The sequence below is a fragment of the Lentzea waywayandensis genome, from assembly GCF_900115955.1.
GTDB lineage: Bacteria > Actinomycetota > Actinomycetes > Mycobacteriales > Pseudonocardiaceae > Lentzea > Lentzea waywayandensis.
This window is the reverse complement of the sequence record NZ_FOYL01000007.1, coordinates 460,327-475,994: the sequence shown is the minus strand read 5'-3', so window position 1 is coordinate 475,994 and position 15,668 is coordinate 460,327. Positions and strand designations below refer to the sequence as shown.

Genomic DNA, 15,668 nt, shown 5'->3' with positions numbered 1-15,668 from the left:
TGTGGGTTAAGGCCCCCAGCTAGACCACTGGGTTGATAGGCCAGAGGTGGAAGACCGGTAACGGTTGGAGCTGACTGGTACTAATAGGCCGAGGACTTGTTACAAAGACGCTACGCATCCACTGTGCGGTTCTGGAAGAACAACCAGGACCGATCGAACCCGCAGGATCGGGGTTCAGGTTGTAATTTCATAGTGTTTCGGTGGTTATAGCGTTGGGGAAACACCCGGTCCCATTCCGAACCCGGTAGTTAAGCCCTTCTGCGCCGATGGTACTGCACTGGTTACGGTGTGGGAGAGTAGGTCGCCGCCGAACTTAATTTGCCCTGCGGGTTGAGCGCCACAAGCGCTCCCCGCAGGGTTTTTTCACGTTCTACCGGCGAGCGATCGCCGGCGTGAGGTCACGGTGTTGCCGGCCGCTGCGGGACCGCGCACGACAACACCCGGCGACTGCACCCGGACCCAGGTGCGCAACGGACACGTCACCCCGGACGTAGCAGTCGTTCGAACGAAACGATCGTGTCGACAGTGACCCGGCAGCTCGCTAGAACCCGGCGCTGCGGCGCCATTCGCTGGGCAGCATGCCGAACGCGAGCCGGAACCGTCGGGTGAAGTGGGTCTGGTCCTTGAAACCCCAGCGCCGGGAGATCGTGCCGATGGAACGGTGCCGGGAACCGGGATGGACGAGCTCGGCCTTCGCCTGGTCCAGCCTGCACGTGATGATCCACTGTTCCAGGCTCAGGTTGGCGTTGGTGCAGACGCGGTGCAGGTGACGGGGCGAGATGGCGAGCGCCGCGGCGATGCTGCCGGGGCCGAGGTCCGGATCGCGCAGGTGCTGGCGCACGTAGGCGCGGATCTGGACGATCAGGGTCTGCTCGACGACGTCACGGGCGCCGGCCACGTCGTCGACGGCCGTGGCGATCAGGGCGCGGGCGAGCTCGATGCTCGCGGCGCCGAGCATGCCGGCCGCCGGGCCTGGGCTGAGCAGGTCGGCGTTGCGGGTGATGTCCATGATGTGGCGGCTGAACAGCCCGTACAGCGGACTGGATCTCAGCCGCGAGCCCGCCCTGGTGACGAGGTCTGCGGGCAGCGCCAGGTTCTCGGCCGAGGTGTTGAGCGACAGCGCCGCGCCGCGGCCGCGCCACCCGAACAGGAACGGTCGGCTGACGTCCACCACCAGAACTTCCCCGGCCTGCACTTTCCGGGTGGCCGCTCCCACCTGGTAGCGGGCCACGCCCATCTCGTGCACACCAATGGCGATGTGCTCGCCCGAGGCCGAGCGGGCGGACCTGGTGGTGCCGATGTTGGCGAAGCCGTTCGAGTCCGCGCGCAGAATCGACGCGGTGCCGAACGGCCACAGGTCCACCCGTGCCCGCACCGGCTCGTCGTCCGCCAGCTCCACCCGTGACGTGCCGGAGGCCTCGCGCATCGTGGTGATCAGCGCGTCTCGCCTGTCCCGCAACGGAAGCGTCGCCGTGTCGAGCAGAACGGCCATGCCACGTCCCCCTTCACCCGGCTGGTGTGGCGGTATCAGCCGACGGCACGGCGCTGTGGACCGATTCGGCGCGTTGGTCCGATCTTAGGCTCTGATCTCTCCGGCCGGCTCACACTCGTCAACGGGAGAGACAGCATCATGAAGACCATCGTCCTGGTCCACGGTTTCTGGGTGACGCCGCGCAGCTGGGAGCACTGGATCGACCGCTACCAGCGGGCCGGTTACCAGGTCGTCGCCCCCGCCTACCCCGGATTCGAGGTGGAGGTCGAGGCGCTCAACGCCGACCCGTCACCGATCGAGGCGGTCACCGCACCGGCCATCATCGAGCACCTCGAGTCCGTCATCAGACAGCTTGACGAACCGCCGATCATCATCGGCCACTCCGCGGGCGGCGCGTTCACCCAGGTCCTGCTCGACCACGGCTTCGGTGCCGCGGGCGTGGCGCTCAACTCCGCGCCGACAGAGGGCGTGCTCGTCACCCCGCTGTCCCAGATCCGCTCGACGCTGCCGGTGCTGAAGAACCCTGCCAACCGGCACAAGGCGGTCGGCCTGACCCCGGACCAGTGGCGCTACGCGTTCACCAACACCTTCACAGAGGAAGAGTCGCTGGCGCTCTACCAGCGCTACCACGTCCCGGCGTCCGGCCGGATCCTGTGGGGCGGTGTGCTGGCCAACTTCATCCCCGGCCCGCAGGACATCCACGTCGACTACCACAACGACAAGCGCGCCCCGCTGCTGTTCGTGTCCGGCAGCGAGGACCACATCATGCCGCCGTCGGTACAGCGTTCGAACGCCAAGCACTACAAGTCGGACACCGTCACCGAGATCAAGGAGTACGAAGGCATGGCCCACCTGCTGCCCGCTCAGAAGGGCTGGGAACAGATCGCCGACGAGGTCCTGGCCTGGGCCGTCGACCAGGCCGGCTGGCCGACCACCGCGTGAAAGACGTCCGCCTCACGCACATCGGTGGCCCGACGGTCCTGATCGAGGTCCACGGATGGCGCCTGCTCACTGACCCGACGTTCGACGCCCCCGGCCGGAGGTACGACTTCGGCTGGGGCACGTCGTCGCGCAAGCTGACCGGCCCCGCGATCACCGCCGCCGAACTGGGCCCGATCGACGCCGTGCTGCTCACCCACGACCACCACGCCGACAACCTCGACGATGCCGGCCGCGCCCTGCTCCCCACCGCGGGCACCGTCATCACCACAGCCTCCGGCGCCCGGCGGCTGGGCAACGCCCGCGGCCTCACCCCGTGGGACACCACCCGCCTCGACGAACCGGGGCGGCCGTCGATCGAGATCACCGCGACCCCGTGCCGGCACGGCCCACCCCTGTCCCGCCCCGTCACCGGCGATGTCATCGGCTTCGCGCTGCGCTGGGACGGCCAGGACCACGGCGCGCTGTGGATCTCCGGCGACACGGTGCTGTACGACGGCGTCCGCGAGGTGGCCGGGCGCGTCGAGGTCGACCTGGCCCTGCTGCACCTCGGCGGGGTGCGCTTCCCGATCACCGGGCCGCTGCGCTACACGATGACCGCCGCCGACGCCGTCAACCTGTGCCGCCAGCTACGGCCGCGCACCGTCGTCCCCGTCCACTACGAGGGCTGGCAGCACTTCCACCAGGGCCGCGCCGCCGTCGAGCAGGCCTTTGCCGCCGCACCCGACGTCGGCGCGCTCGCTCGCTGGCTGCCGCTGGGACCCGGCACAGACCCGTGCTGAAGGTGCGCCTCTAGAAGAGCCTGGTCGCCAGCCTCGCAACCGCTTGCGCATCGCAGTCGCGCAGCAGGTCCCGCAGGTTCACCGCCGCCTTGCGGTCGGAGTAGGTGAACCCGAGCCTGGCGATCGTCGCGCCCCACTGGACGTCGTCGTCGAGCGCATCGGCCAGCTCCTGCCAGCCACCGCGCAGCCGGTGCAGGTAGGCGGGCCACCGCGTAGCTATCTCGGCGACGGCGACCAGGTGGCTCGCCTGTCTGACGTCCTCGGAGACCAGCACACGCAGGTAGAACTGCCACACGTTGAGCAGCCGCTTCTCCTCGCGCACCGACTGCTCGGGCTGAGCCTTGAGCCGGTGCCGCAGATGTTCGCGTACTTCGGCGTGCTGCTCGATCGCGACGACGACCTGCTCGACGGTCGCCGTCCCCGGGATCACCGCGGCCTCTGCGGTGATGACCGGCTCGACCGGGACCTCGGCGTCGGCATGGGGTTCCTCGCGATGTACCGGTCCGAGCTGGGCGAGCAGGATCCGGTCGACGTTGTCCTCCGTGGTGCGGGGCAGCCGCACCGGGAGCTGGACGAGCTTGCGCAGGAACGTCCACCCCGGACTCGGATCGTCCGGGTGCGTCACGATCTTCGCGTCGGCGAGTTCCTTGTAGGCGTGGTCGACGTGCGATGCGACGACCGCGGTGTCGAGACCCAGCACGAACCTCGTCGCGGGGAAGTCGTCTGACAGAAACACGTTGATCGCTTCGAACACCTGAGCCGTGGTGCGCGGGGTGCACCGGTCGAGATCGTCGATCAGCAGGATGAGGCGGTGTCTGTGCGTCTCCAGGTCCCTCAGCAACGCCCTGATGTCGTGCTGCACCAGGTAGAGATAGCCGGATCGAGCGTTGTAGTACGGGTCGCGGATCAACGAATCCGTTGTGGTGGCGGAGAAAGCGTTGCTGACGACCGGTCCGGCGAACAGCTCGCCCGGCAGGAACGCCGACGCCTTGCCGAAGAGGTACCGCAGTCCTGTGTGGACAACGCCTGCCGCGGCGAGCCCCGCGGTCGCCCACCAGGCCCAGCCGAGGTTGATTTTCGTGAGCGCGCCCAGCACGGACAGCCCGAAACCGAGGCCGGCGAACGACAACAACGGGGAGAAGATCCGCCTCCACAGCTGACGCTGGAGATGGCGGCGGTCGACACGGCCGGCGTTGCGGGCGAACCAGTACCGCTCGCGGTTGTTCTGGTGCGGCATGATCGCCGATTCGGCGGCCTCGGTCACGGCCTTCGCGAGTCCGGCCCACACCTGCTCACTCGACTGGTGCCGCCACGGGTTGAACGACACGACCAGCGGGTGGATCATCGGCTTGATCTTCGTCGGCTTCTGCTCCGGCGGCTCCGTCCCCGCGGGAGGCCGGTACAGCATCCGGTCCGCCTGGCTCACGGTGAACCTGCGCCGTGGCCGCGTCGCGGTGGGCGGGGTGGGCAGCCGGTTCTTGACCAGCTCCAGCAGCGTGCTCTTGCCCGAACCCCAGGCGCCCTCCACCGTGATCACGGTCGGTCCGTCGTCGTCACCGGGCCGAAGCACGTCCCGGAGCGCTTCCACCAGGGTGCCGCGGTCGAGCAGGTCCTCCTGCGCGACGCGATCGCTGAACCCACGAGTGGACACCGGTCCGATGCGGGGAACAGGCGGTAGCCGCGGATTCCAGATCTGGACGTTGCCGTCGTCGTCACCGGAGACGATCCGCGGGCGCCCGTCGGGTCCGACGATGCTGACCACGTGGTCGACCCGGCCGCCAGGAGCACCGATGCGCAACTGCTCCCCACTGCGCGGGTCCCAGAGACGGATCGTGCCGCCCACACTCGCGGACACGACCAGTGGCCCTCCCGGTGTCGGGCAGGTCGTGACCGCCGTTATCGGTGTGGTGTGGCCGCTCAGAGTGCGCCACTCGCCCGTGTCACCGGTGGTGCGGATCAGGACGTCCTTGCCGTCGACCCGCACCTGAAGGCCGTCGGGTCGGGAGAACCCCGCCAGGTTGTCGGTTGCAGGACGCCAGTCGATCCGGTGCTCGCCCTCGTAGCGCACTCCGGTGTTCGCGTGCACGACCGCGCGCCCCCGGTGCCCGTGTACTTCGAGCAGTGGGTCCGCGGCGATGTCCGTGTTGACGGCGAGCCGTGTGATCGGCTCCCCGAACTCGATGACACGATCCAGGGCCATCCGCACTGACTCATCCGCCGTCGTCACGCCTGGAAAGTACCGAGTTTCGTTTCCGGCAGGTTTCTGTCCGGTCGGACTAGTGCGAAATTGCCCTGAACAGGGTGAAGATGTGGACCATGGAACACCGAGCCCGCACCTCAGGACTGCGCCGCAGCCGCACGGTCACCACGCCGAGGCTCGGTGAGCTGTTCAACGGCTATCTGAATCCCGCACGGCCCCATGCCGGTGCCTACGACGAGATGTTCTCCACCGACAACGGGGTGCGCAGTGCTTACCGCGCGCTGTACGAGTCGGTGGCTCCGTCGCAGGTCAACGAGCTGAACGCGCGCTCTGAGGCGCTTGGGCGGGCCTTTGTCGACCAAGGGATCACGTTCTCGCTGAGCGGTCAGGAAAGGCCGTTCCCGCTCGATCTGATCCCTCGGATCATCACCGCGACCGAGTGGTCGAAGCTCGAAAAGGGCATCGTTCAGCGGGTGCGGGCGATGGAGATGTTCCTCGCGGACATCTATGGCGACGCGCAGATCGTTCGGGATGGAGTGTTGCCCCGTCGTCTCATTACGAGCTGCGAGCACTTCCATCGCGAGGCGGCTGGCATCAGTCCGCCCAACGGGGTGCGCATCCACGTTGCCGGTGTGGACCTCGTGCGCGATGAGCAAGGGACTTTCCGGGTTCTCGAAGACAATCTTCGTTGCCCGTCCGGCGTCTCCTACGTCATGGAGAACCGGCGGACGATGGCGCGGGTCTTTCCTGACCTGTTCGCACGGCACCGTGTGCGCGCTGTGGGTGACTACGCGGTTCATCTGCTTCGGGCCTTGAGGAACGCTGCCGCGCCCAACGCCGCGGACCCGAACGTTGTCGTGCTCACGCCTGGCCTTGGCAACAGCGCGTACTTCGAGCACTCGTTGCTCGCGCGGCAGATGGGTGTGGAGCTGGTCGAGGGGCGGGATCTGTTCTGCCGCGACAACTTCGTTTACCTCCGCACGACCGAGGGCGAGCGGCAGGTCGACGTCATCTATCGGCGCATCGATGACGACTTCCTGGATCCCGTGCACTTCCGGCCGGACTCGGTGCTGGGGATCGCCGGCCTGCTGAACGCGGCGCGGGCGGGCAACGTCGTCGTCGCCAACGCGGTGGGCAACGGGGTGGCGGACGACAAGCTCGTCTACACCTACATGCCGGAGATCGTGCAGTACTACCTCGGCGAGAAGTGCTTGCTGCCCAACGTGGACACGTTCCGGTGCTGGCTGTCGGAGGAGCGGTCGCACGTGTTCGACCACCTCGACGAGCTGGTGGTGAAGCCCGTCGAGGGGTCTGGCGGGTACGGGATCGTGTTCGGTCCGGACGCGACGGTCCGGGAGCTCAACTCGCTGCGGAAGCGGATCAAGAGCAACCCGCGTGGATGGATCGCGCAGCCCGTCGTGCAGCTGAGCACGGTGCCGACCAAGGTGGGGGACAAGCTGGCGCCGCGGCACGTGGACCTGCGGCCGTTCGCGGTGAACGACGGCAACTTCATCTTCGTGTTGCCGGGTGGGTTGACTCGTGTCGCACTGCCCGAGGGCAGCCTCATCGTGAACTCTTCGCAGGGCGGCGGGTCCAAGGACACGTGGGTGCTGGCGGCCAAGTCGTCCACCCAGGAGCGGGAGCTGGCGCAGCCTGGGCTCGCCGGTCCGTCCGAAATGGAGGTCGCGGCGGCGGAACAAGGGCCCGAGCTGACCACTTCCCAGCAACAACAGCAGCAGTAGGGAGGCGCGCGAAATGCTGGCACGCAACGCTGAGTCGCTGTACTGGATCGGCCGCTACGTCGAACGGGCGGATGACACGGCGCGCATCCTGGACGTTTCGGTCCATCAGCTGTTGGAGGACGCGACGGTCGACCCGGACGCCACGTCACGGCAGCTGCTGACGGTTCTGGGCATCACGCCGCCGGAGGGTGCCGACCAGTTCGACGTGTGGTCGTTGACGGAACTGGTGGCGTACAACAAGGACAACCCCAGCTCGATCGTGTCGTCGGTCAACAGCGCGCGCGAGAACACGCGTGGTGCTCGTGAGGTCGTGTCGACCGAAATGTGGGAGTGCCTCAACGCGATGTGGAACGCCGTCGCGGAACGGCAGACCTACGCGCGCACGATGGGGCCGCATGCGTTCTTCAGCTTCGTGGAGGAGCGCGCGGCGATGTTCGCCGGGCTGGCGGACTCCACGATGTCACGGGACGACGGGTGGCGGTTCCTCGTGCTGGGACGGTCGGTCGAGCGCGTCGACATGATCGTGCGACTGCTTTTGGCTCGTGTGGGGGACAAGGCGTCTTCGCCTGGATGGGTCACGGTTCTGCGGTCGGCCGGTGCGCACGACACGTACCTGAGGACGTACCGCGGCGCGTTGGACGCGTCGAGAGTGGTGCAGTTCCTGTTGTTGGACAGGCTGTTCCCGCGGTCGGTGTTCCACGCGTTGAAGCAGGCCGAGTCGTGTCTGGAGCAGCTGGAGAACCAACCGTCCGTGCGTGTCGGTGCGCGCGCGGAGGCGTTGCGGCTGCTCGGTAAGGCACGGAGCGACCTGGAGTTCTTGAGGCCGCACGATCTGCTGCCCGATCTGCCGAAACGTCTTTCGGCGTTGCAGAAGACCGTGCGTGACGTCGGTGAGGCCGTGTCGCAGCAGTACTTCCACGTGGCGCCGTGGGTCGCCTGGACGAACACCGAGGTGGGCTGACCATGAGCTGGCGAGTGCGTGTCGTGCACACGACGGGCTATCAGTACGAGGCACCGGTCATGCAGTCGTACAACGAGGCGCGGCTGACACCGCGCGGTGACCGCCGTCAGAACGTGGTCGTCTCACGCGTCGAGACCACGCCGGCGACCCGTGCGTACCGGTACACGGACTACTGGGGCACGGAGGTCACGTCGTTCGACCTCCATGCGCCGCACAAGGAACTGCAGGTCGTCGCGTCGTCGGTGGTGGAGACGAGCGACCTGATCGAGCCGGTGACCACGGGCACATGGGCGGACATGCGCGAGGAGAACCTCCTCGACCGGTACACGGAGTTCCTCGAGCCGACGCGCTACACGCCGCGCAACCGTGAGCTGTTGAGCAAGGCGCGTGAGCTGAAGAAGGGCAAGACGCCGTCCGAGGCCGTGCTGGCCGCTTCGCAGTGGGTGTCGGAGCAGCTGAAGTACCAGGCGGGGTCCACGGGCGTGCACAGCTCGGCCGTCGACGCGTGGCACGAACGCAAGGGCGTCTGTCAGGACTTCGCGCACCTGACGCTCGTGTTGTTGCGCGGCATGGGGATTCCGGCGCGGTACGTCTCCGGATACCTGCACACGAAGAAGGACGGCGCGCTGCGAGAAACGGTGCGCGGCGAGTCGCACGCGTGGATCGAGGCGTGGACCGGTGGGTGGTGGGGGTATGACCCGACCAACGCGATGCCGGTCGGGCCTCGGCACATCTGGGTCGCGCTCGGGCGTGACTACGCGGATGTGGCTCCGTTGAAGGGAATCTATTCGGGTGGGGCGGCGACCGCGCTGGAGGTGACGGTCGACATCACGCGCCTTGCGTAGGACGTTTTCACCCGAATGAGCACCTTCTTTGGACCCGCTACAAACCCTAGCTTCGGCCTATGACTGTGATCACATCCACTGTGTACAGCCGGGATCTCGGGGACGAACTGCGTCGGTTGCGGGAGACCTGCACCGATCTGGGTGGCCGCGCGATGGCCATCCGGCTCGGCTGGGATCCGAGCAAGATGTCCACCATCGAGCACGGGAAGGCTCGTGCGAGCGAGATCGACCTCGTGCAGTTCCTGACCGCGTGCGGCAAGGACGTCGACTTCTTCGAGGAGTTCCGGCGCCGTTATGAGAAGGCCTTCGACGAGTACATCGTCCAGGTGCCGGACAACACGCGGACGATGGCCTTCGCCGAGGCGACCGCCAAGACGATCACCAGCTATGACCCGCGGTCCGTGCCGGGCCTTTCGCAGACGCCGGAGTACGCCGACGCGCTGTACCGGTTGGGCGGCCTCATCGCGGAGGAACGAATCCCGACGATCGTGCAGTTCCGCATCGAACGTCAGGCGATCCTGGGGCGGCATGATCGGCCGACTTGTCTGTTCTACATCCATGAGCATGCGTTGCAGCAGAAGGTCGGGGACGACCAGATCATGGAAGACCAGTGCGCGAAGCTCTTGTTCGGTGCGCCGGAGATCCGGATCGTGCCTGCGCACGTCGTGGTGCCGTCGTCCGGCTGCGTGCTCTGGGAGTACGAGAAGGCGTACCCGGTCGCCTTCGGTGAGACGGACCTCGCGAAGGTGTTCGTGCAGGATCCGGGAGCCATCGCGCGCACCAGGTTGATCTTCGATCACCTGGACGAGGTCGCGCTGAGTGCGGAACAATCGCGGAGCAAGCTGGCGGAGTACGTCAGCCCACCGCGAGAGGAATTCGATGGCCGAGGACCGCGTCTGGCGTAAGAGCAGCTACAGCGATGCGACCGAGGACGGGAACTGCGTCGAGGTCTCGATCGCTCAGGACGTACTGGTTCGTGACTCCAAGAACGCCGACGCGGGCACGCTGAGCTTCAGCGCACCCGCGTGGCGTGCGTTCGTTCAGCGCCAGCCGTGACGTTCGCGTAGGGCGTCCACGACCTGGCCGAAGGCGCCGGGTGCCAGCACGGCACCCTCGCGCCGGATGTCGTCGTCCGAGTCGAGGGCGAAGACGCGGTCGAGGCGCAGGTAGGACGGCCTGCCCTCGCGGTCCCAGGCGCCCGCGCCCAGTTCGAGGTAGTCGTCGCGCGGCTCTTTCGAGGAGAGCATCAACGCGACCAGTTCACGCTTCATGTGGCCCACGACCAGCAGCGGGCGGTCCTTGCCGCGGTTGGCGTCCTCTTCGAAGGGCACCCAGGCCCACACGACCTCGCCGGGGTCGGCGTCGCCGTCCATGGTGGGCGAGTAGTCCAGCTTGGCGGCCTGTGCCGCGTCGAAAACCTCGCGGACCGCGCCCTTCGCCGGGCGGGGGTCCTCACCGTTCATCTGCACGGACGCACCCTAGTGGTGCAGAGCCCAGCGGCCTCTATGGGACCATAAGGGGACACCCGTCCGATTTTTTGTTGAGGACTGCCTTGACCACGTTCGCCGACACGACCTTCACGCCGCCGGAGCTCATCCGGAACTTCTGCATCATCGCGCACATCGACCACGGCAAGTCGACGCTGGCCGACCGCATGCTGCAGCTCACCGGCGTGGTCGACGCGCGGGCGATGCGGGCGCAGTACCTGGACCGCATGGACATCGAACGCGAGCGCGGCATCACCATCAAGGCGCAGAACGTGCGTCTGCCGTGGCAGCTCGACGGGCAGGACGTCGTCCTGCACATGATCGACACGCCTGGTCACGTCGACTTCACCTACGAGGTGTCCCGCGCGCTGGAGGCCTGTGAGGGCGCCGTGCTGCTGGTCGACGCCGCGCAGGGCATCGAGGCGCAGACGCTCGCGAACCTGTACCTGGCGATGGAGAACGACCTCACCATCATCCCGGTGCTGAACAAGATCGACCTGCCCGCGGCGGACCCGGACAAGTACGCCAAGGAGATCTCGCACATCGTCGGCTGCGAGCCGGAAGAGGTGCTGCGCGTCTCGGCGAAGACCGGGTTCGGTGTCGAGGCGCTGCTGGACGAGGTCGTGCGGAAGGTTCCGGCCCCGGTCGGCGCCTCGGACGCCCCGGCCCGCGCGATGATCTTCGACTCGGTCTACGACACCTACCGCGGCGTCGTCACCTACATCCGCGTCGTCGACGGCAAGATCACGCCGCGCGAGCGCATCAAGATGATGTCGACGGGTGCCACCCACGAGATCCTCGAGGTCGGCATCGTCTCCCCGGAGCCCAAGCCGTCGCAGGGCCTCGGCGTCGGCGAGGTGGGCTACCTGATCACCGGCGTGAAGGACGTGCGCCAGTCCAAGGTCGGCGACACCGTCACGTCGGAGCGCAAGGGCGCCACGGAGCCGCTGGCCGGCTACCGCGAGCCCCGTCCGATGGTCTACTCCGGCCTGTACCCGGTCGACGGCTCGGACTACCCGGAGCTGCGTGAGGCGTTGGACAAGCTCCAGCTCAACGACGCCGCCCTGACCTACGAGCCGGAGACGTCCGCGGCGCTGGGCTTCGGCTTCCGCTGCGGCTTCCTCGGGCTGCTGCACCTGGAGATCACCCGCGACCGCCTGGAGCGCGAGTACGGTCTCGACCTCATCTCCACCGCCCCGAACGTCGTGTACCGCGTCGTGATGGAGGACGGCACCGAGCACGTCGTGACGAACCCGTCCGACTGGCCGGAAGGCAAGCGCGCCGAGGTCTACGAGCCCGTCACCAAGTGCACCATCATCGCGCCGTCCGACTACATCGGCGCGATCATGGAACTCTGCCAGTCCAAGCGCGGCCAGCTCGGCGGCATGGACTACCTGTCGGAGGACCGCGTCGAGCTGCGCTACACGATGCCGCTCGGCGAGATCATCTTCGACTTCTTCGACTCGCTGAAGTCGCGCACCCGCGGTTACGCGTCGCTGGACTACGAAGAGTCCGGCGAGCAGGACGCGGAGCTCGTCAAGGTCGACATCCTGCTGCAGGGTGAGACGGTCGACGCGTTCAGCGCGATCGTGCACAAGGACTACGCCTACGCGTACGGCACGCGCATGGCGACCCGTCTGCGTGAGCTCATCCCCAGGCAGCAGTTCGAGGTGCCGATCCAGGCCGCGATCGGTGCCCGCGTGATCGCCCGCGAGACCATTCGCGCGATCCGCAAGGACGTTCTGGCCAAGTGCTACGGCGGTGACATCACCCGTAAGCGCAAGCTGCTCGAGAAGCAGAAGGAAGGCAAGAAGCGCATGAAGATGGTCGGCCGCGTCGAGGTGCCCCAGGAGGCCTTCGTCGCCGCGCTGTCCACTGATGAGCCGAAGGGCAAGAAGTAGGTCTCAGTCGTGACGGGGCCGGATCCGCTTGTCGGGTCCGGCCCTTTGAGTTGATTGACGCTGGTCAGCGGGATGCTCTTTGGGTGCGTCAAGCTCATGTGGCCCAGTCGGTTGGGGTGCCGCATCGCTTTCAGTCGCGCGAGCAGGGCCCACCGATGTGTTTCCGGGCAATCGCGACGATGATCCCCCAAGCCTCCTCCCCGTCGAGCCACCTGCTGCCCGGCCCTGGCGTTGCTGGATCAGCAACGTAGTTTGCCGATACGGCACGATCGGGAGCATGGTCGAAGCATGACGACCGCACAGGAGTTCTGGGAGACCTTCTACTCGGAGCGGGACCAGGTCTGGTCCGGCAAGCCGAACCCGTTGCTGGTGCGCGAAGCCGAACGGCTGACGCCCGGCAGCGCGCTCGACATCGGGTGCGCGGAAGGCGGTGACGCCGTCTGGCTCGCGAAGAGGGGCTGGCGGGTGCTGGGCGTCGACGTGTCGCAGGTCGCGCTGGACCGGGCGCTGAAGCACGCGTACGACGCCGGCGTCGAGATCTCGGTGGAGCAGCACGATCTCAAGGCCACGTTCCCCGAAGGCTTGTACGACCTGGTGAGCGCGCAGTTCCTGCATTCGCCGGTCGAGGAGGACGGGGAGCGCAACAGCATCCTGAAGCGGGCTTCGCAGGCCGTGGCGCCGGGCGGGTACCTGGTCGTCGGCGGGCACGCCGGGGCGCCGTCGTGGTCCGAGCACCAGGACTACTACTTCCCGACGACGAAGGACGTGCTCGACCACCTCGCGCTGAAGGACAACTGGATCATCGTCACCGACGAGGTGGTGGAACGGCCGCTCGTCGGGCCGGACGGCCAGGAGGAGACGCGCAAGGACAACGTCCTGACCCTCAAGAGGTTGTTCTAGAAACGCGAAGGCCACCCTCGGCAACGCTGCCGGGGTGGCCCTGAAGTGAACTCGTCAGGCGGACCGCAGAAGGCGGTCCATCGCCTGCCGGTTGATGATCGAACGGAGCTCGCCGGTCTCCTCCGCGCTGTGGCGCGACAGGATGGCGTCCAGTTCGAGTCGGTCGCTCTCGGTGGTGTAGCTGGCCAACTGCCGTTCCAGGCTCCGGCGCGAGTACCGAGCTTCACGGCGCGAGGCCAGGCTCGAACGCAGGGACTTCACGGACAGGTCGTGGCGGGTCATCTTGTCCTTCCAATCTTGGTTACGGTTCGATAATACACCCTGTTCAAGCGACCTGTACCGATGAAGAAGCGAGTTAGCTCACGTACTCCGCGAGCAACCCGAGGGCGCGTGCGTACTTGGCCTTCAAGCGATCTTGTGTGGCGGGATCCAGGCGGGCCATGCGGGCGGGGGAGAGGTTGTCGCCGATGTCCGCGCGCTTCACGGAGAGTGCCAACGGGTTCGCGGCGACGCGGCGGAGGTAGTCCTCCTGCGGCTCTTCCGGGAGATGTGACAGGGCCACGACGGCGTCGACCACGGCCTCGGGGCAGCCGCGCGCGAGCAGATCGTCGGCGGTGACCGGGGTGTCCTCGAGGACGTCGTGCAGGACCGCGGTCATCTGCTCGTGCTCGCCGGTCATCGATGCCATGACCCGCAACGGGTGTCCGATGTACGGCCGGCCCGACTTGTCGACCTGGCCGTCGTGGGCCGAGGTGGCGATCGTGATGGCGTCTTCGAGGGTGAACACGCCCCTCAAGTTAAACCAGGTCTTGACCAGACGCAGTGGTCTAGTCCATTTTTAGTCCACTCACAACATGGCCGCCGCATGAGGTGTGGAGGTGGACCATGTCCAAGACCAGACGAGCAGCTATAGCGCTGCTGTCCGCGCTGTTCGCTTGTGCCGGTCTGGTGTTGGTGATCAACGGAAGCGCTGCCGCCGCGAACCTCGCGGCCAACAGCGGCTTCGAGGCCGGCAACCTGAGCGGCTGGACCTGCACCGAGGGCACGAGCGTCACCAGCAGCACGAAGCGCACCGGCACGTACGCACTGCAAGGTGCACCCGCCGGGCAGAGCAACGCGCGGTGCCAGCAAACCGTGACGGTGCAACCGAACACGGCCTACAAGCTGTCCGCGTGGGTGCAGGGCAGCTACGTCTACCTCGGCGTCACCGGTGGCGTGGAGAAGAACACCTGGACTCCTGGTTCGAGTGGGTTCTCACAGCTGACCGTGGACTTCACCACCGGCAGTGCCACCAGCGTCACGATCTACCTGCACGGCTGGTACGGCCAGCCCACCTACTACGCCGACGACGTCAACCTCGACGGCCCCGGCACGCCGCCGACGACCACGAGCACCACGACGTCGACCACCACCACTACGACGACGACCACGACGACCACCACCACGACCAGCAACCCGCCGAACACCGGTCTGCCCAAGCACGTCCTGACGGGCTACTGGCAGAACTTCTACAACGGTGCGCGCGCTCTGAAGCTCGCGGACGTTCCCACCACCTACGACATCATCGCGGTCTCGTTCGCCGACGCCACGGCGGTGCAGGGCCAGGTCGCGTTCAACCTCGACCCCGGCCTGAGCAGCCAGCTCGGCGGCTACACCGACGCGCAGTTCCGGGCGGACATCAAGACCGTGCAGAACCGCGGCCAGAAGGTGATCATCTCCGTCGGCGGTGAGAAGGGCACGATCAGCGTCGGCAACTCGACGGCGGCGACGAACTTCTCCAACAGCGTCAAGTCGCTGATCTCCTCCTACGGCTTCAACGGCGTCGACATCGACCTGGAGAACGGCGTCAACGCCCAGTACATGGGCCAGGCCCTGCGGGCCATCCACGCCGGCGGCGGCACCGTCATCACCATGGCGCCGCAGACGATCGACATGCAGAACGTCAACGCGGAGTACTTCAAGCTGGCGCTGGCCACCAAGGACATCCTGACCATCGTCAACATGCAGTACTACAACTCCGGCACGATGCTCGGCTGCGACCAGCAGGTCCACAGCCAGGGCACGGTCAACTTCCTGACCGCGCTCGCGTGCATCCAGTTGCAGAGCGGCCTGCGCGCCGACCAGGTGGGCCTCGGCCTGCCGGCGTCGCCGTCCGGTGCCGGTGGCGGTTACCAGTCGCCGTCCAACGTCAACAACGCGCTCAGCTGTCTCGCCCGCGGCACCAGCTGCGGGACGTTCAAGCCGAGCACGACCTGGCCGTCCATCCGCGGCGCCATGACGTGGTCGATCAACTGGGACGCCTCGAACAACTGGCAGTTCGCGAACACCGTCGCTCCTCATCTGGACTCCCTGCCCTAGATGATGGAACCGATCGGCGCCACGTCCACAGTGGACGTGGCGCCGACGTCCGTTCGGAGTA

Annotated in this window: 15 protein-coding genes and 2 rRNA genes; 12 read left to right on the top strand and 5 right to left on the bottom strand. The window is 67.0% G+C overall.

Annotation, left to right across the window (positions count from 1 at the left end; genetic code table 11):
* Together BM417_RS27890 and rrf are read left to right on the top strand one after the other, a co-directional pair.
* Positions 1–104: ribosomal RNA gene (locus BM417_RS27890) — 23S ribosomal RNA — on the top strand; the annotation flags it as partial.
* Positions 105–196: 92 nt separating this feature from the next.
* Positions 197–313: ribosomal RNA gene (gene rrf / locus BM417_RS27885) — 5S ribosomal RNA — on the top strand.
* A gap of 228 nt (positions 314–541) precedes the next feature.
* On the opposite strand, the gene BM417_RS27880 is transcribed toward rrf, so the two are convergent.
* On the bottom strand, positions 542–1,492 hold the full coding sequence (locus BM417_RS27880) for a helix-turn-helix domain-containing protein (protein ID WP_093600622.1): 951 nt from the start codon (positions 1,490–1,492) through the stop codon (positions 542–544).
* A gap of 138 nt (positions 1,493–1,630) precedes the next feature.
* Here BM417_RS27880 and BM417_RS27875 point away from each other — a divergent pair, with 138 nt between their 5' ends.
* A complete protein-coding gene (locus BM417_RS27875; RefSeq protein ID WP_093600619.1) occupies positions 1,631–2,434 on the top strand; it encodes an alpha/beta hydrolase in 804 nt (267 codons plus the stop codon).
* Entirely contained in the window at positions 2,431–3,213 is a 783-nt protein-coding gene (locus BM417_RS27870; protein ID WP_093600616.1) for an MBL fold metallo-hydrolase, read from the top strand. Before BM417_RS27875 ends, BM417_RS27870 begins: the two co-directional genes overlap by 4 nt.
* Before the next feature lie 10 nt (positions 3,214–3,223).
* Here BM417_RS27870 and BM417_RS27865 read toward each other — a convergent pair whose 3' ends face one another.
* Entirely contained in the window at positions 3,224–5,440 is a 2,217-nt protein-coding gene (locus BM417_RS27865) for a P-loop NTPase fold protein (protein ID WP_143138825.1), read from the bottom strand.
* 89 nt (positions 5,441–5,529) lie between these two features.
* Between BM417_RS27865 and BM417_RS27860 the strand changes: the two genes are divergently transcribed.
* The 5 genes from BM417_RS27860 to BM417_RS27840 are packed head-to-tail and all read left to right on the top strand — an operon-like array spanning position 5,530 to position 10,017.
* A complete protein-coding gene (locus tag BM417_RS27860; RefSeq protein ID WP_245822201.1) occupies positions 5,530–7,155 on the top strand; it encodes a circularly permuted type 2 ATP-grasp protein in 1,626 nt (541 codons plus the stop codon).
* Between the two features lie 13 nt (positions 7,156–7,168).
* Positions 7,169–8,116 carry an alpha-E domain-containing protein gene (locus tag BM417_RS27855; RefSeq protein ID WP_093600610.1) on the top strand — a complete coding sequence of 316 codons (948 nt, stop codon included), beginning with the start codon at positions 7,169–7,171 and terminating at the stop codon, positions 8,114–8,116.
* Positions 8,117–8,118: 2 nt separating this feature from the next.
* The gene (locus tag BM417_RS27850) at positions 8,119–8,961 is read left to right on the top strand and encodes a transglutaminase family protein (RefSeq protein WP_093600607.1); all 843 of its coding nucleotides are present in this window, start codon (positions 8,119–8,121) and stop codon (positions 8,959–8,961) included.
* 59 nt (positions 8,962–9,020) lie between these two features.
* Positions 9,021–9,866: a helix-turn-helix domain-containing protein gene (locus BM417_RS27845; protein WP_093600604.1), complete on the top strand. Its 846-nt coding sequence runs from the start codon at positions 9,021–9,023 to the stop codon at positions 9,864–9,866.
* Positions 9,841–10,017 (top strand): DUF397 domain-containing protein, encoded by a 177-nt coding sequence (locus BM417_RS27840; protein WP_093600601.1) that lies wholly within the window; start codon positions 9,841–9,843, stop codon positions 10,015–10,017. Before BM417_RS27845 ends, BM417_RS27840 begins: the two co-directional genes overlap by 26 nt.
* Here the strand turns inward: BM417_RS27840 and BM417_RS27835 are convergent.
* Complete coding sequence (locus BM417_RS27835) at positions 10,002–10,424, bottom strand: type II toxin-antitoxin system PemK/MazF family toxin (protein ID WP_093600598.1); 423 nt, start codon at positions 10,422–10,424, stop codon at positions 10,002–10,004. The genes BM417_RS27840 and BM417_RS27835 overlap by 16 nt on opposite strands.
* An 89-nt stretch (positions 10,425–10,513) precedes the next feature.
* Here BM417_RS27835 and lepA point away from each other — a divergent pair, with 89 nt between their 5' ends.
* Together lepA and BM417_RS27825 are read left to right on the top strand one after the other, a co-directional pair.
* Entirely contained in the window at positions 10,514–12,349 is a 1,836-nt protein-coding gene (gene lepA, locus BM417_RS27830; protein WP_093600595.1) for a translation elongation factor 4, read from the top strand.
* A 288-nt stretch (positions 12,350–12,637) separates the two neighbouring features.
* Positions 12,638–13,249, top strand: a complete 612-nt coding sequence (locus BM417_RS27825; RefSeq protein WP_093600592.1) for a class I SAM-dependent methyltransferase — start codon at positions 12,638–12,640, stop codon at positions 13,247–13,249.
* A 54-nt stretch (positions 13,250–13,303) separates the two neighbouring features.
* On the opposite strand, the gene BM417_RS27820 is transcribed toward BM417_RS27825, so the two are convergent.
* Both BM417_RS27820 and BM417_RS27815 read right to left on the bottom strand, forming a co-directional pair.
* Positions 13,304–13,531, bottom strand: coding sequence for a hypothetical protein (locus BM417_RS27820; RefSeq protein ID WP_093600589.1), 228 nt, complete (start codon positions 13,529–13,531; stop codon positions 13,304–13,306).
* Positions 13,532–13,604: 73 nt separating this feature from the next.
* Entirely contained in the window at positions 13,605–14,036 is a 432-nt protein-coding gene (locus BM417_RS27815) for an HD domain-containing protein (protein WP_093600586.1), read from the bottom strand.
* A gap of 98 nt (positions 14,037–14,134) precedes the next feature.
* Here BM417_RS27815 and BM417_RS27810 point away from each other — a divergent pair, with 98 nt between their 5' ends.
* The gene (locus tag BM417_RS27810; RefSeq protein WP_093600583.1) at positions 14,135–15,607 is read left to right on the top strand and encodes a chitinase; all 1,473 of its coding nucleotides are present in this window, start codon (positions 14,135–14,137) and stop codon (positions 15,605–15,607) included.
* Positions 15,608–15,668: the final 61 nt, after the last annotated feature.

Coding starts and splice junctions, on each gene's coding strand:
- BM417_RS27880 (WP_093600622.1), bottom strand. CDS start 1,492: ATGGCCGTTCTGCTCGACACGGCGACGCTTCCGTTGCGGGACAGGCGA.
- BM417_RS27875 (WP_093600619.1), top strand. CDS start 1,631: ATGAAGACCATCGTCCTGGTCCACGGTTTCTGGGTGACGCCGCGCAGC.
- BM417_RS27860 (WP_245822201.1), top strand. CDS start 5,530: ATGGAACACCGAGCCCGCACCTCAGGACTGCGCCGCAGCCGCACGGTC.
- BM417_RS27855 (WP_093600610.1), top strand. CDS start 7,169: ATGCTGGCACGCAACGCTGAGTCGCTGTACTGGATCGGCCGCTACGTC.
- BM417_RS27850 (WP_093600607.1), top strand. CDS start 8,119: ATGAGCTGGCGAGTGCGTGTCGTGCACACGACGGGCTATCAGTACGAG.
- BM417_RS27845 (WP_093600604.1), top strand. CDS start 9,021: ATGACTGTGATCACATCCACTGTGTACAGCCGGGATCTCGGGGACGAA.
- BM417_RS27840 (WP_093600601.1), top strand. CDS start 9,841: ATGGCCGAGGACCGCGTCTGGCGTAAGAGCAGCTACAGCGATGCGACC.
- BM417_RS27835 (WP_093600598.1), bottom strand. CDS start 10,424: ATGAACGGTGAGGACCCCCGCCCGGCGAAGGGCGCGGTCCGCGAGGTT.
- BM417_RS27825 (WP_093600592.1), top strand. CDS start 12,638: ATGACGACCGCACAGGAGTTCTGGGAGACCTTCTACTCGGAGCGGGAC.
- BM417_RS27820 (WP_093600589.1), bottom strand. CDS start 13,531: ATGACCCGCCACGACCTGTCCGTGAAGTCCCTGCGTTCGAGCCTGGCC.
- BM417_RS27810 (WP_093600583.1), top strand. CDS start 14,135: ATGTCCAAGACCAGACGAGCAGCTATAGCGCTGCTGTCCGCGCTGTTC.